At 58.7% G+C, this 13868-nt stretch carries 13 protein-coding genes and 1 pseudogene; 10 read left to right on the top strand and 4 right to left on the bottom strand.

The genetic code is table 11. The annotated features are described in order from the left end of the window. Window positions 1–66: 66 nt before the first annotated feature. Complete coding sequence (gene tauA / locus POF45_RS14465; RefSeq protein ID WP_409077908.1) at window positions 67–1053, bottom strand: taurine ABC transporter substrate-binding protein; 987 nt, start codon at window positions 1051–1053, stop codon at window positions 67–69. Between the two features lie 368 nt (window positions 1054–1421). Here tauA and POF45_RS14460 point away from each other — a divergent pair, with 368 nt between their 5' ends. The 8 genes from POF45_RS14460 (at window position 1422) to POF45_RS14425 (ending at window position 8629) form a co-directional block, all read left to right on the top strand. Next, window positions 1422–2753, top strand: coding sequence for an OprD family porin (locus POF45_RS14460; RefSeq protein WP_259497369.1), 1332 nt, complete (start codon window positions 1422–1424; stop codon window positions 2751–2753). A 297-nt stretch (window positions 2754–3050) separates the two neighbouring features. Further along, window positions 3051–3689 (top strand): peroxiredoxin, encoded by a 639-nt coding sequence (locus POF45_RS14455; RefSeq protein ID WP_259497368.1) that lies wholly within the window; start codon window positions 3051–3053, stop codon window positions 3687–3689. A 263-nt stretch (window positions 3690–3952) separates the two neighbouring features. Further along, on the top strand, window positions 3953–4546 hold the full coding sequence (gene ssuE, locus POF45_RS14450) for an NADPH-dependent FMN reductase (RefSeq protein WP_259497367.1): 594 nt from the start codon (window positions 3953–3955) through the stop codon (window positions 4544–4546). 101 nt (window positions 4547–4647) lie between these two features. Next, a complete protein-coding gene (locus POF45_RS14445; protein ID WP_259497366.1) occupies window positions 4648–5613 on the top strand; it encodes a sulfonate ABC transporter substrate-binding protein in 966 nt (321 codons plus the stop codon). Window positions 5614–5638: 25 nt separating this feature from the next. Next, complete coding sequence (ssuD, locus tag POF45_RS14440; RefSeq protein ID WP_259497365.1) at window positions 5639–6787, top strand: FMNH2-dependent alkanesulfonate monooxygenase; 1149 nt, start codon at window positions 5639–5641, stop codon at window positions 6785–6787. An 8-nt stretch (window positions 6788–6795) separates the two neighbouring features. Continuing rightward, window positions 6796–7578 (top strand): aliphatic sulfonate ABC transporter permease SsuC, encoded by a 783-nt coding sequence (ssuC, locus tag POF45_RS14435; RefSeq protein WP_259497364.1) that lies wholly within the window; start codon window positions 6796–6798, stop codon window positions 7576–7578. Continuing rightward, window positions 7575–8381, top strand: coding sequence for an aliphatic sulfonates ABC transporter ATP-binding protein (ssuB, locus tag POF45_RS14430; RefSeq protein ID WP_282315939.1), 807 nt, complete (start codon window positions 7575–7577; stop codon window positions 8379–8381). The genes ssuC and ssuB overlap by 4 nt, the downstream gene beginning before the upstream one ends. A 32-nt stretch (window positions 8382–8413) precedes the next feature. Then, window positions 8414–8629, top strand: a complete 216-nt coding sequence (locus POF45_RS14425; protein ID WP_003229256.1) for a TOBE domain-containing protein — start codon at window positions 8414–8416, stop codon at window positions 8627–8629. A 174-nt stretch (window positions 8630–8803) separates the two neighbouring features. Here POF45_RS14425 and POF45_RS14420 read toward each other — a convergent pair whose 3' ends face one another. From POF45_RS14420 to POF45_RS14410, 3 genes are all read right to left on the bottom strand, one after another. Next, entirely contained in the window at window positions 8804–9442 is a 639-nt protein-coding gene (locus tag POF45_RS14420) for a TetR/AcrR family transcriptional regulator (RefSeq protein ID WP_282315938.1), read from the bottom strand. 90 nt (window positions 9443–9532) lie between these two features. After that, entirely contained in the window at window positions 9533–10282 is a 750-nt protein-coding gene (locus tag POF45_RS14415; protein WP_282315937.1) for a carbonic anhydrase, read from the bottom strand. 208 nt (window positions 10283–10490) lie between these two features. Next, window positions 10491–11867 (bottom strand): glutamine synthetase family protein, encoded by a 1377-nt coding sequence (locus POF45_RS14410; protein WP_259497359.1) that lies wholly within the window; start codon window positions 11865–11867, stop codon window positions 10491–10493. Between the two features lie 278 nt (window positions 11868–12145). Here POF45_RS14410 and POF45_RS14405 point away from each other — a divergent pair. Next, window positions 12146–12418 (top strand): annotated as a pseudogene (locus tag POF45_RS14405) (gamma-glutamyl-gamma-aminobutyrate hydrolase family protein); the annotation flags it as partial. Between the two features lie 81 nt (window positions 12419–12499). Further along, the gene (locus POF45_RS14400; protein ID WP_259497358.1) at window positions 12500–13858 is read left to right on the top strand and encodes a glutamine synthetase family protein; all 1359 of its coding nucleotides are present in this window, start codon (window positions 12500–12502) and stop codon (window positions 13856–13858) included. Window positions 13859–13868: the final 10 nt, after the last annotated feature.

Below are 13868 nucleotides of genomic sequence, written 5' to 3'. Positions count from 1 at the left end.
GTTGCCGGATTTGGAAGTCCTTCGGCCTTCAGCGGGAGCAAGCTCCCTCGCCACAGGGTTTGCGTGTTATTGAGCGACGAACTTCGCACTCACATACGGCGAATAGTCGGGCAGCACCGTTTCAACCTTGCCTTGTTCCTTTAAAAACTTCGCCGTTTCACCAATCGCCTTCGCCGTGCCGCCCTCCAGCAGCGCGCTGCTCTGTTGTGCCTTGGCGTCCGGGAATGCCGAACCGGCCAGTAACTCAGGCACATCGGCGGCATTGGCACCGGTCAATTTGGCGATTTTTTGCACCGGTGCCGATTCAGCCGTCCAGCTCTCTTTATGCGCGGCGTAATCAGCAAACGAGTCCAGTGTCACCTTGGCAAATTTGGCCACCACCTCCGGGTGTTTCTCGGCGTAGTCCTTGCGCGCTACCCACACCTCAAAGGTTGGCGCGCCCCACTGGCCGACCTGTGCGGCATCAGTCAAGGTCTTGCCAGTCTTGCGAATTTCCCCCAAGGCAGGCGACCAGACAAACGCGCCATCAATGTCGCCACGTTTCCAGGCGGCGGCGATTTCGGCTGGTTGCAGGTTCACTACTTTGACTTTCGAGGTGTCCAGGCCCCAGTGCTTCAAGGCGCCTAGCAAGCTGTAATGAGAAGTGGAAACGAAGGGCGTGGCGATGGTCTTGCCGATCAGATCTTGAGGTTTATCAATGCCGCTGCCGTTGCGCACCACCAGCGCTTCGGCAGCGTTGATCTGGGCGGAGACTATAAAAGCGACGATCGGCAAATTGCGCGAAGCGGCGGCTGCGAGCGGGCTGGAGCCCAGGTTGCCAATCTGCACGTCCCCGGAGGCGATGGCGGTGACCACTTCCGGGCCACTGTTAAATCTGCGCCAATCTATCTTCTGGCCGATAACTGTCTCATAAGTGCCATCTGCCTGAGGTACTTTGCTCGGGTCGATACCGGTCTGGTAGCCGACCGTGAGGTTCGCCGCCTGAGCACCACAAGAAATTAATACCGATATACAAACTGTAACAATTTGACTGGATAGTGCGCGTTTGGCCATGATGGCGTCGCCTTTTCGATAGGGATTGACGATTGGGGTGTACGTCAACGCTAATCGATCTAAAAAAAGGCCAACAAATACCATTTAGTAATTAGCTTATGAGCCGATACAGAATGTCCAGGTACGGTTCAGCTGTGATGAGCTATATTCCATAGCGGTATGAAAAAGAATGAAATAATTCTTTTTGGGTTTATGAGTAATTCATTACCCTGCAGGGACCAAATAAAGGTGGTTAGACCTTGGTCGTAGGCTCGCAACGTTGAGATTGACTTGTCAGTCACGGTCTGGCGCTAATCGCGCATCTTAGGATCCAGGGCATTCGACCCAGGACCAGGTACACAAGAATTAGAAACGAGAGGAGCGAGACAATGAACAAGTCAACCTTGGCCCTGGCAGTGGCCGTAGGGGTTTTGGCGCAGCAGGCAAGCGCTGAAGGTTTCATCGACGACAGCAAGGCTACCTTGGGTCTTCGTAACTTCTACATCAACACCGATAACCGCACCGGTACTGGCGCGAACAAGAACGAAGAATGGGGCCAAGGCTTCGATCTGCGTTTCATCTCGGGTTACACCCAAGGTACTGTTCAGTTCGGTGTTGATGCTATCGGCCTGTACGGTGTGCGTCTGGACTCCAGCCCGGCCAAGAGCGGTAACCCATCGGGTACAGCTTCCGGCGGTACTGTTTTCCCAAGCGATGGCGCCAATGGCGCTGTGCCTGACTTCGGTAGCCTGGGCCTGACCGGTAAGGTCAAGATCTCCCAGACCGAACTGAAGGTCGGCACCCTGATGCCGAACAACCCGGTCATCAAGTACAACGATGGTCGTCTGCTGCCACAAACCTTCACCGGTGGCGAGCTGAAGTCCAACGACATCAAAGACCTGACCCTGACTGCCGGTCAGATCGAGTCCGCGAAGGGCCGTAACTCCAGCAACGATGCAGATCTGTCGATCAACGGCGCCAACAAAGGCTCCAACTACGACACTGGCAAGTTCAGCAACAAGTTCTACTACGCGGGTGCTGACTACAAGATCACCAAAGACCTGACCGCTTCGTACTACTACGGTGAGCTGAAGGACTTCTACTCGCAGAACTTCCTGGGCCTGGTACACAACTGGTCCATCGGTCCTGGCATCCTGAAAAGTGACCTGCGCTACTATCGCAGCCGTGACAACGGTGCCAACGGCAGCGAGCCGGCGTACTACACAACCGGTTACTACTCGGACAACAAGCCTGTAACTGCTGGCAAAGTCGACAACGACCTTTACAGCTACCTGGCCTTGTATTCGGTTGAAGGTCACACCTTCGGTGGCGGTTACCAGTACACCAAGGGCGACAGCGATTTCCCTTGGCTGAACCAGGGTGACGGTTCGTCGAACAGCACCATCACCGACATGCAGATCCAGAAGTTTGCCCGTGCTGGCGAACGTACCTGGCAAGCTCGCTACGCCTATGACTTCGCCAAAGTCGGCCTGCCAGGCCTGACCGCTGGTGTGATCTACCTGCGTGGTAACAACATCGCAACCAACGATGGCGACAAGACCGAGTGGGAGCGCGACATCACCCTGGGTTACGTTGTCCCAGAAGGCCCGCTGAAAAACCTCGGTGTTGCATGGAAAAACGCCATGTGGCGCACCGACGTTGCTACTCGCGACCAAGACGAAAACCGTCTGATCGTCAGCTACTCGATCCCGCTGTTGTAATAGCGTGATTCTGTAAGTCCGAGTAAAAAAGGCCCCGCCCGGCACCTCGCCGCGCGGGGCTTTTTCGTTTTCAAGGAGTGCTCACCCCCGTAAACCCTCCTTGAAAATTCCCCTCATTTGCAGCTACTCAAGGCCTTCTCGAACCTTGGGCGAATCTTGGCGGCGTTCCCGATTCGGGTCCAGTGAACAGATGTTTAATATTCATTTATGATCTAAATAAATCGATATTTATTCTTTTTAATCCGGCGCAAAGGCAGGCACAGTTAAGCTCATCACGCACTCACCAGGAGCAGCACCATGAGCCTCAGACTTGGCGACATCGCCCCCGATTTCGAACAGGATTCCAGCGCCGGCACTATCCGTTTCCACGAATGGCTGGGTGATAGCTGGGGCGTGCTGTTTTCCCATCCGGCGGACTTCACCCCGGTGTGCACCACCGAGTTGGGTTTTACCGCCAAGCTGAAAGACGAATTCGCCCAACGCGGCGTCAAGGCCATCGCGCTCTCCGTGGACCCGGTCGACTCGCACCACAAATGGATCGAGGACATCAACGAAACCCAGCACACCATCGTCAACTTCCCGATCCTGGCGGATGCTGATCGCAAGGTTTCGGACCTGTATGACCTGATTCACCCCAATGCCAATGACACGCTCACTGTGCGCTCCCTGTTCGTGATCGACCCGAACAAGAAGATTCGCCTGACCATCACTTACCCGGCCAGCACCGGGCGCAACTTTCATGAAATCCTGCGGGTGATCGATTCGCTGCAGCTCACCGACAACTACAAGGTGGCCACCCCGGCCAATTGGCAGGACGGTGATGAAGTGGTGATCGTGCCGTCGCTCAAGGATGAAGATGAAATCAAGAAGCGCTTTCCCAAGGGCTATCGTGCGGTGAAGCCGTATCTGCGCCTGACGCCGCAGCCCAATAAGTAAGCCATCAACTTTTTTGGTGTGGACTGAATCGCCTTCGCGAGCAGGTCGGACACTGCAAGAATTCAGGATCCACATAGCAGGGGATTTCGGGCCGTTTCGACGGCCTTTTTTTATGCCTGGAAAATAGTTATTCGCTTATATCCATAACGAATAACCAAATGAATAAATATGATTTATGGATATATAACTCACCTGTTAAGGTCATCCCATCAACGCGAGATCGCAACCCGCGAATCGCCAATACTGCTCAAGGAATTGTCTGAATGCTGGTCGTCTCACTCGGTGGCAGTCCCAGCCTACGCTCGCGCTCCGGGGTGCTGCTGGAGCGCTCCCAGCGCTGGTTGCAGCAACACGGGGTGGAAGTGGTGAGCTACCAGATACGGGACTTCCCGGCTGAAGACTTGCTCCACGCCCGTTTCGGCAGCCCGAAGGTGATCGACCTGTTGCAACAGATTGAAAACGCCGACGGCCTGCTGATCGCCACGCCGGTCTACAAGGCGTCGTTCTCCGGCGCTCTGAAAACCGTGCTGGACTTGCTCCCCGAACGCGCCCTGAGCCACAAAGTGGTTCTGCCAATGGCCACCGGTGGCAGCATCGCGCACATGCTGGCGGTGGATTACGCGCTCAAACCGGTGCTGTCGGCATTGAAAGCCCAGGAAATGCTCCAAGGGATTTTCGCCGAAGACAGCCAGATCGCTTACGGCGAAGGCAGTGCCCAGGCGCAACTGGCGCCGGAGCTGGAGCAACGCTTGAACGAAGCGCTGGAGCAATTTCACAGCGCCATGGCGAGACGGCCCAAGCCGCTCGATCCCAACCTGTTGAACGAACGTTTGTTGAGTGCTCGCTGGAGCATTTGAGCCTGCACTCAAGCCACACCTGAATTTGAAGTACTCGCCTTACTCAGCCGCCAACGGCCAAGCAGGTGCAGCCAAAACCCAACAGCAAATAGGAGAGCGCTATGCGCACTGTCATTTTGCGTCGTGGTCTGGTCGCTCTGTTTGTTGCGGCTGTGTCCCTCGGCGTTATTTCTCAAGCACAGGCTGAGGCGTTACGAATCGGCTACCAGAAGTACGGCACCCTGGTGCTGCTCAAAGCCAAGGGCACGCTGGAAAAGCGCCTCGCCGCTCAAGGCGTGGACGTGCAATGGACTGAATTCCCTGGCGGCCCGCAACTGCTCGAAGGCCTGAACGTCGGCTCCATTGACTTCGGCGTGACCGGCGAAACCCCACCGGTATTCGCCCAGGCGGCCGGCGCCGACCTGCTCTACGTCGCCTACGAACCACCGGCCCCGAGCAGCGAAGCGATCCTCGTACCGAAGGACTCGCCGATCAAATCGGTGCAGGACCTCAAGGGCAAGAAAGTCGTGCTCAACAAGGGCTCCAACGTCCATTACCTGCTGGTCCGCGCCCTCGAAGACGCCGGCCTCAAATACACCGACATCCAGACCGTGTTCCTCGCACCTGCCGATGCCCGCGCCGCGTTCGAGCGTGGCAGCGTCGATGCCTGGGTCATCTGGGATCCGTACCAGGCCGCCGCCGAGAAGCAGCTGCAAGCGCGCACCCTGCGCGATGGCCAGGGCATCGTCGATAACCATCAGTTCTACCTGGCGACCAAGCCCTATGCGCAGAAAAATCCCGAGGTGATCAAAGCCCTGGTCGAAGAAGTGCGCGCGGTCGGCGAGTGGTCGAAGGCCAATCCTGAAGAAGTGACCCAACAAGTTTCACCGCTGCTCGGTTTGCCGGCAGACATCACCCTGACCTCGGTGAAACGCCAGGGCTATGGCGCCTTGTTCATCACTCCGGAGGTGGTCGCTGCGCAACAGAAAATCGCCGACAGCTTCTACCAGCTCAAATTGATCCCCAAACCCTTGAGCATCAAGGACGTGATCTGGACACCACCGGCAGCCGTTGCCAAAGCGCAGTAATTCGATTCCCCAAGGAGACCACTCCATGAGCCTCAATATTTTCTGGTTCCTGCCTACCCACGGCGACGGCCATTACCTTGGCACCGCCGAAGGCGCTCGCGCCGTTGACCACGGCTATCTGCAACAAGTCGCGCAGGCGGCGGATCGCCTGGGCTTCGGCGGGGTGTTGATTCCCACCGGGCGTTCCTGCGAAGACTCGTGGCTGGTGGCCGCGTCGCTGATCCCGGTGACCCAGCGTCTGAAATTTCTTGTCGCCCTGCGCCCCGGGATCATTTCCCCGACGGTCGCGGCGCGGCAGGCGGCGACGCTGGATCGTTTGTCCGGGGGCCGTGCGCTGTTCAACCTGGTCACCGGCGGCGATCCGGAAGAACTGGCCGGCGACGGTCTGTTCCTCAGCCATGAAGAGCGTTATCAGGCGTCCGTGGAGTTCACCCGCATCTGGCGCCGCGTGCTGGAAGGCGAAACCGTCGATTACGACGGCGAGCACATCAGCGTCAAAGGTGCGAAATTGCTCTATCCGCCAATCCAGCAACCGCGTCCGCCGCTGTATTTCGGTGGTTCTTCCGAAGCTGCGCAGGATCTGGCCGCCGAGCAGGTGGAAATGGTGCTCACCTGGGGCGAACCACCGGCCGCCGTGGCCGAGAAGATTGAACAGGTTCGCGCCAAAGCGGCGAAGCTGGGTCGCACGGTGCGTTTCGGAATTCGCCTGCATGTGATCGTGCGCGAAACCAACGACGAAGCCTGGCAAGCGGCAGACCGGTTGATCTCGCATCTGGACGACGACACCATTGCTCGCGCTCAAGCCTCGCTGGCGCGCTTTGATTCTGTTGGGCAGCAACGCATGGCAGCGTTGCACGGTGGTAGCCGCGACAATCTGGAAGTCAGCCCCAACCTCTGGGCCGGTGTCGGTCTGGTGCGTGGCGGTGCCGGTACGGCGTTGGTGGGTGATGGTCCGACCGTGGCTGCTCGTGTGAAGGAATACGCGGACCTGGGTATCGACACCTTCATCTTCTCCGGTTATCCACACCTGGAAGAGTCGTACCGCGTCGCCGAACTGCTGTTCCCGCACCTCGATATCGAGCGTCCGCAGCTGCCGCAAGGCGCCAACTATGTCAGCCCGTTCGGTGAGATGGTGGCCAACGACATCCTTCCCAAAGCCGCGTCCCAGAGCTGAGGCGCGCCATGAAGAAATTTATTCACAACCTCGCGCCGTGGGCGTTGCCGGTGTTGTTGCTGGCGGTGTGGCAGTTGTCGGTGTCGGCGGGCTGGTTGTCGACGCGGATTCTGCCCTCGCCGGTGGCGGTGATTGAAGCCGCCGTGAACCTGGTCCGCAGCGGTGATATCTGGACCCACCTGGCGATCAGCAGTTGGCGTGCCGCCGTCGGTTTCCTGATTGGCGGCGGTATCGGTCTGGCGCTGGGCTTTATCACCGGCCTGTCGAAATGGGGCGAACGCCTGCTCGACAGTTCGGTGCAGATGGTGCGCAACGTGCCGCACCTGGCGCTGATCCCGCTGGTGATCCTGTGGTTCGGCATCGATGAATCGGCGAAGATTTTCCTGGTGGCGCTGGGCACAGTGTTCCCGATTTATCTCAACACCTATCACGGCATCCGCAATGTCGACCCGGCGCTGGTGGAAATGGCGCGCAGTTATGGGTTGTCCGGTTTCAGCCTGTTCCGCCAGGTGATTCTGCCGGGGGCGCTGCCATCGATTCTGGTGGGTGTGCGCTTTGCGCTGGGCTTCATGTGGCTGACGCTGATCGTCGCGGAAACCATTTCCGCCAGCTCCGGCATCGGCTATCTGGCGATGAATGCCCGGGAGTTCTTGCAGACTGACGTCGTGGTCGTAGCGATTCTGTTGTACGCGGTGCTCGGCAAACTGGCTGACGTTGCGGCCCGTGGACTTGAGCGCGTGTGGCTGCGCTGGCATCCGGCGTATCAGGTTGCCAAGGGAGGCGCTGCATGACGGCTCAACAACCTCCACGCCTGCTGCGCGGGATTCCGCTGGCGGTGCGCAAGCTGCAAAAGACCTTCGGTTCGCGGCAGGTGCTGCGCGAGATCGACCTGCACATTCCGGCCGGTCAGTTCGTTGCCGTGGTGGGCCGTAGCGGGTGCGGCAAAAGTACTTTGCTGCGTTTGCTCGCCGGCCTCGATCTACCCACAGGCGGTGAATTGCTCGCCGGCGCGGCGCCGCTGAGCGATGCGCGTGAGGACACCCGGCTGATGTTCCAGGAAGCGCGTCTGCTGCCCTGGAAAAAGGTCATCGACAACGTCGGTCTCGGGCTCAAGGGCAACTGGCGACCGCAAGCGCTGGAGGCTCTGGAGTCGGTGGGCCTGGCTGATCGCGCCAACGAGTGGCCAGCCGCATTGTCCGGTGGCCAGAAGCAGCGTGTGGCGCTGGCTCGCGCATTGATCCACCAGCCGCGTCTGTTGCTGCTGGACGAACCGCTGGGTGCACTGGATGCCCTGACCCGAATCGAGATGCAGCAACTGATCGAGCGGCTCTGGCGCAAACATGGTTTCACCGTGTTGCTGGTCACCCACGACGTCAGTGAAGCGGTGGCAATTGCCGATCGGGTGATTCTGATCGAAGAGGGCGAAGTCGGCCTTGACCTGCATGTGGAGCTGCCACGCCCTCGGGTACGCGGTTCGCATCGCTTGGCGGCGCTGGAAACCGAAGTCCTCAATCGCGTGCTGTCACTGCCCGGCGAACCGCCGGAACCGGAACCCGTTTCACCATTGCCTACGCAATTGCGCTGGGCTCAATAACTCAAGCCTCATCAACGACAGGAATCAACATCATGACTATCAAAGCCATCAACGTTCGTAACCAGTTCAAAGGCTCGATCAAGGAAATCGTGCTGGGTGACGTGCTGTCGGAAATCGACGTGCAGACCGCGTCCGGCATCGTCACTTCCGTCATCACCACCCGTTCGGTGAAAGAGCTGGAACTGGTGGTCGGCAGCGAAGTGATCGCGTTCGTGAAATCCACCGAGGTGTCGATCGCCAAGTTGTAAGCGCGTGCGCCAACAACAACCCCGAAAGGTTTGAGCCCTTCGGGGTTTTTTTATGCGTTTGAGTCAGTGAGTTCGGCAGAGCGGCCTTCGCGAGCAGGCTCGCTCCCACAGTGGAATGCATACTCCTGTGGGAGCGAGCTTGCTCGCGAAGGGGCCGGTCAGGCCAATAAAGAATCAGGCTGGAATAGCGCGCTTGGGCAAATACGGCGGCAGATACAGCCCCAGATACGCATCAAACACTCGCATCCCTTCCTCGGCCATGCGCGGCGTGATCTGCCCGTGCAACTGCACTGAGCGCGCGTAAACGCGGTCGCCCAGCTCCATCGCCAGGGCAAACACATCGACGTCCGTCGGCAGTCTTGGCAACTCGAAATGATGATCGAACAGCTTGTGCATCAGGTCGCCCAGTTCGATGTCGTGCTGACGGTCGGCCTGGGTCACCTCGGTCAGGCCGTGCTGCGCGAGGATCAGCTGGCGGGCGGCGGCGTCTTCGTCATAGATATCGAGCATGCGCTGTTCCACCAGCCGCGACAGGTCGCGCCAGCCGTTGAGGGCTTCGTGGTCGATAGGGGCTTGCAGGCAGGCGCGAAACGCGGCGTGAACATCGGCAGTCAGCGCTTCCAGCAGCGCCGGAACGCTGGCGAAGAAGTGGTAGACGGAGGAGGGCGGAATCTGCGCGCGCTCGGCGACACTGTAGATCGACAGACTGGCCACGCCTTCGGTCGCCAACAGCGTGCGGGCGGCATCAAGGATCGAATCGATCCGGGCCTGGCTGCGGGCGCGGGGTTTGCGTGGGGTGGCGAGTCGGGTCATGGGTGTCTCCTGCAAGGCAGCGGGCATTGTACGAGGCGCATTGCACCTTGTCTGTACAGGGCCCGCTGCCCGTGTCACCCCTCAGACACTTTAGCCACCGATATGCACCTGCCGGCCATTGAGGGGTTGAACAGGGCGGGCATTCATCGGGTACAGCGCCTGGAAGGCCTGCAGTTGCGCCGGGGAAAGTTGCATGACGGTGGAAAGCACATGCCAGCGTACGTCTTCGGTACAGGGGGGCGTCGTCAGGGATCCGCTGTAGGCGTAGTGTTCATGGCGTGTGGGCAACAGATCGCTGACGCTCAGCCCTTCTAGGTTCGCAACACCGCCCGTATTGCCTGGCATGTTTGCCAGGATCCGCTCCAGTGTCGGGTTGTGTGCACCTTCTTCAAACAGCAGCGCAACGACTGCGAGCTCACCAACTGCGTTGCGGTGGACGAGGTGCGCATTCAGCGGGTAGGTGCGCCCCTGGATTTTTTCTTCGCTGGGCGTATGGAAGTGCAGCTGCACGAGTGAATAGTTGCCAGAGGCCAGCGTGATGCTGCCCGCATTTACGGGAGACACTTCGATGGTATGGCCGTTGTTCAGGACAACCGCGTGGCCCGGCTGATAGGCGAACGTCAGCGGTCCAGATTCTGTCTGGACTGCAGTCTCTATATCGATGGGTGACTGGGCTTTGCCGGATGTGCAGCGTTCATATTCGCTGTGCAATTCGCCCCAGTTTTCCGGGCCGGTGGGCGCGGTGTAACTCCATGCCGGGGGCTGTCCCGTCGTTGCCCAAGCGATGTTGCACAAGCCGGCGATGATCAATGCAACTGCACCAGATAGCTGTTTTTTCATGGTTATTGTTCTCGACACTCTGGAAGAAGGCCGGGCAGGCCCCGGCGTTCTTGAGTGTGAGATTGCAGCCTGGGTGTCTCTATAAGCTTTGTCAGATGATTCCGTAAGCTATTTCCTTGTTATCCGGTGGAATTTTCGGCAGAGAATGGCAGGCATAAAAAAACGCCGCAGGCACTCAGGCCGGCGGCGTTTTTTTCACTGCAACCGCTTAAACGGTATGCAGGTACCAGTTGTACTCAAGGTCGGAGATGGAGTGTTCGAACTCCTCCAGCTCGCTTTCCTTGCAGGCCACAAAGATATCGATGTATTTCGGATCGATGTACTTGGCCATGACTTCGCTGTCGTCCAGCTCGCGCAATGCATCGCGCAGGTTGTTCGGCAGGCTTTGCTCGTTCTGCTCGTAGCTGTTGCCTTCCACCGGTGCGCCAGGCTCGATCTTGTTGGTCAGGCCGTGGTGCACGCCTGCCAGGACCGAAGCCATCAGCAGGTACGGGTTGGCGTCGGCGCCGGCTACGCGGTGTTCGATGCGCACGGCATCGGAGGAACCGGTCGGTACGCGAATCGCGACGGTGCGGTTATCCAGGCCCCAGCACGGCGAGTTCGGCACGTAGAACTGTGCGCCGAAACGACGGTACGAGTTGACGTTCGGGCACAGGAAAGCCATCTGCGCCGGTAGGGTCTCGAGCACACCGCCGATCGCGTGACGCAGTGCGGCGTTCTGCTCGGGATCCTCACTGGCAAAAATATTCTTGCCATCTTTGTCGAGAATCGAGATGTGGACGTGCAAACCGTTACCCGCCTGGCCTGGGTAAGGCTTGGCCATGAAGGTGGTGTCCATTTCATGGTCGTAGGCGATGTTCTTGATCAGGCGCTTGAGCAGGACGGCGTAGTCGCATGCCTTGATCGGGTCGGCCACGTGGTGCAGGTTCACTTCGAACTGCGCCGGGGCACTTTCCTTGACGATGGCGTCGGCCGGGATGCCTTGCTCTTTGGCACCTTCCAGAATGTCCTGGAGGCAGTCGACGTATTCGTCGAGGTCGTCGATCAGGTAGACCTGTGTCGAGTGCGGACGTTTGCCGGAGATCGGCGAGCGAGGCGGTTGCGGTCGACCGTTCACGTTCTCCTGGTCGATCAGGTAGAACTCCAGTTCGAACGCGGCGCAGATGGTCAGTCCCAGTTCATCGAACTTGGCCACGACCTGACGCAGCACTTCGCGAGGATCGGCGAAGAAAGGTTCACCTTCGAGTTCGTGCATGGTCATCAACAGTTGCGCGGTAGGGCGCTTCTGCCAGGGCTCATTGCACAGGGTGTCGGGGATTGGATAACAGATTCGGTCAGCGTCGCCGATGTCCAGGCCCAGGCCGGTGCTTTCCACCGTCGAGCCATTGATATCCAGAGCAAATAGAGAGGCCGGCAGGTTGATGCCTTTCTCGTAAACCTTGTGGAGGCTGGTGCGTTCGATGCGCTTGCCGCGCACCACACCATTCATATCCGCAATCAGAAGGTCAACGTACAGAACCTCAGGATGTTCCTTAAGGAACGCGTTCGCTTCGTTAAGCTGAACGGCACGCGGGGGTACCGACATGATGCAACACCTTTGTTGTTAAAAATATCAATCATTGATCTCTTCGGGTTTCAGTCAACCCGAACGGCATGCCGAAGTCAAGCGAGGCCTTTTTTGCCCTGAAAAAGGGCTCGAAGGGCTTTTTTGAGGCACTTTGGGGCATTTTTTAGCCGTTGGACGGGTTGGCGTCCGCGGGCTTGAGCGGGCCGTGTTGTATTTTTTACGGGGGTGTTGTGTAAAAAAATGAACAAGGCTAAGCTCGATTCAAACCCATAACAGCAATAATACCGGGGTGCTTCATGTCTCGCCTGCCGTTAATCGGCGCCACCGCTGGCTCTTTGAAGCCCGGTCTGGATGCTTATCACATCAGTGGCGATCTTTGCGTCCGCGCCGTGGCCATCGTTGCCAAGGGCCGGCCAGCGATACTTCCATCCCGTTCCGAACAGCGCAATCCGCCCGATATTATTGACGGTCTGGATGGCAGCCTGTTTACCGTTTGCCTCTCCAATATAGAACCTTTTAACGTGTGCGGTCTCGCCTGTGTGTATGGCCGTGCTCATGATTCTGCACGCCGTGGCGCGCAACACTCTGCGACGCCGATGCGTCCCAACGCCTGAGTCCCAATACTCAGGAAATCCAGCCTAGAGGCATTTATGAGTAACAACCTCGACCAGCTCACCGATTGGTTGAAAGACCACAAGATCACAGAAGTCGAATGCATGATTGGCGACTTGACCGGTATCACCCGGGGCAAGATCTCGCCGACCAACAAGTTCATCGCCGAAAAAGGCATGCGCCTGCCCGAAAGCGTTCTATTACAGACCGTGACCGGCGACTATGTCGAAGACGACATCTATTACGAACTGCTCGACCCGGCCGACATCGACATGATCTGCCGTCCCGACCAGAACGCCGTGTTCCTGGTGCCTTGGGCCATCGAGCCCACCGCGCAGGTGATCCACGACACTTATGACAAGCAAGGCAACCCGATCGAGCTGTCGCCGCGCAACGTCCTGAAGAAAGTCCTGAAACTCTACTCCGACCGCGGCTGGCAGCCCATCGTGGCGCCGGAAATGGAGTTCTACCTGACCAAGCGCTGCGAAGACCCGGACTTTCCGCTGCAACCGCCGATTGGCCGTTCCGGTCGCCCGGAAACCGGTCGTCAGTCGTTCTCCATCGAGGCGGCGAACGAATTCGATCCGCTGTTCGAAGACGTCTATGACTGGTGCGAATTGCAGGAGCTGGACCTCGACACGCTGATCCACGAGGACGGCACGGCGCAGATGGAAATCAACTTCCGTCACGGCGACGCGTTGTCGCTGGCCGACCAGATTCTGGTGTTCAAACGCACCATGCGCGAAGCCGCGCTCAAGCACAACGTGGCCGCCACCTTCATGGCCAAGCCCATGACCGGCGAGCCGGGCAGTGCGATGCACTTGCACCAGAGCATCATCGACATCGAGACCGGCAAGAACGTCTTCTCCAATGAAGACGGGACCATGAGCCAGTTGTTCCTGAATCACATCGGTGGCCTGCAGAAATTCATTCCTGAGTTGCTGCCGCTGTTCGCGCCCAACGTCAACTCGTTCCGCCGCTTCCTGCCAGACACATCGGCACCGGTGAACGTGGAGTGGGGCGAAGAAAACCGCACCGTGGGCCTGCGGGTTCCGGACGCGGGGCCGCAGAACCGTCGGGTGGAAAACCGTCTGCCGGGCGCCGACGCCAATCCGTACCTGGCGATTGCCGCGAGCCTGCTCTGCGGTTTCATCGGCATGGTCGAAGGCATCAACCCGAGTGCCCCAGTGGTGGGCCGTGGCTATGAGCGCCGCAACCTGCGCCTGCCACTGACCATCGAGGACGCGCTGGAGCGTATGGAACACAGCGCGACCATCGAGAAATACCTGGGCAAGAAATTCATCACTGGCTACGTCGCGGTCAAGCGGGCCGAGCATGAAAACTTCAAGCGCGTGATCAGTTCGTGGGAGCGGGAATTCCTGCTCTTCGCCGTCTGATGCGCCGGGC

The organism is Pseudomonas fungipugnans, from assembly GCF_029955235.1.
Lineage (GTDB): Bacteria > Pseudomonadota > Gammaproteobacteria > Pseudomonadales > Pseudomonadaceae > Aquipseudomonas > Aquipseudomonas fungipugnans.
Note: the sequence above shows the minus strand (reverse complement) of the source record. Positions and strands in the feature narration are given on the sequence as shown.

Excerpts from the sequence above, each read along its gene's own strand:
- POF45_RS14420 (WP_282315938.1), bottom strand. The coding sequence starts at position 9,442 with ATGACCCGACTCGCCACCCCACGCAAACCCCGCGCCCGCAGCCAGGCC.
- POF45_RS14400 (WP_259497358.1), top strand. The coding sequence starts at position 12,500 with ATGAGTAACAACCTCGACCAGCTCACCGATTGGTTGAAAGACCACAAG.
- ssuE (WP_259497367.1), top strand. The coding sequence starts at position 3,953 with ATGCTGGTCGTCTCACTCGGTGGCAGTCCCAGCCTACGCTCGCGCTCC.
- ssuC (WP_259497364.1), top strand. The coding sequence starts at position 6,796 with ATGAAGAAATTTATTCACAACCTCGCGCCGTGGGCGTTGCCGGTGTTG.
- POF45_RS14455 (WP_259497368.1), top strand. The coding sequence starts at position 3,051 with ATGAGCCTCAGACTTGGCGACATCGCCCCCGATTTCGAACAGGATTCC.
- POF45_RS14410 (WP_259497359.1), bottom strand. The coding sequence starts at position 11,867 with ATGTCGGTACCCCCGCGTGCCGTTCAGCTTAACGAAGCGAACGCGTTC.
- ssuD (WP_259497365.1), top strand. The coding sequence starts at position 5,639 with ATGAGCCTCAATATTTTCTGGTTCCTGCCTACCCACGGCGACGGCCAT.
- POF45_RS14460 (WP_259497369.1), top strand. The coding sequence starts at position 1,422 with ATGAACAAGTCAACCTTGGCCCTGGCAGTGGCCGTAGGGGTTTTGGCG.
- POF45_RS14415 (WP_282315937.1), bottom strand. The coding sequence starts at position 10,282 with ATGAAAAAACAGCTATCTGGTGCAGTTGCATTGATCATCGCCGGCTTG.
- POF45_RS14425 (WP_003229256.1), top strand. The coding sequence starts at position 8,414 with ATGACTATCAAAGCCATCAACGTTCGTAACCAGTTCAAAGGCTCGATC.
- POF45_RS14445 (WP_259497366.1), top strand. The coding sequence starts at position 4,648 with ATGCGCACTGTCATTTTGCGTCGTGGTCTGGTCGCTCTGTTTGTTGCG.
- tauA (WP_409077908.1), bottom strand. The coding sequence starts at position 1,053 with ATGGCCAAACGCGCACTATCCAGTCAAATTGTTACAGTTTGTATATCG.
- ssuB (WP_282315939.1), top strand. The coding sequence starts at position 7,575 with ATGACGGCTCAACAACCTCCACGCCTGCTGCGCGGGATTCCGCTGGCG.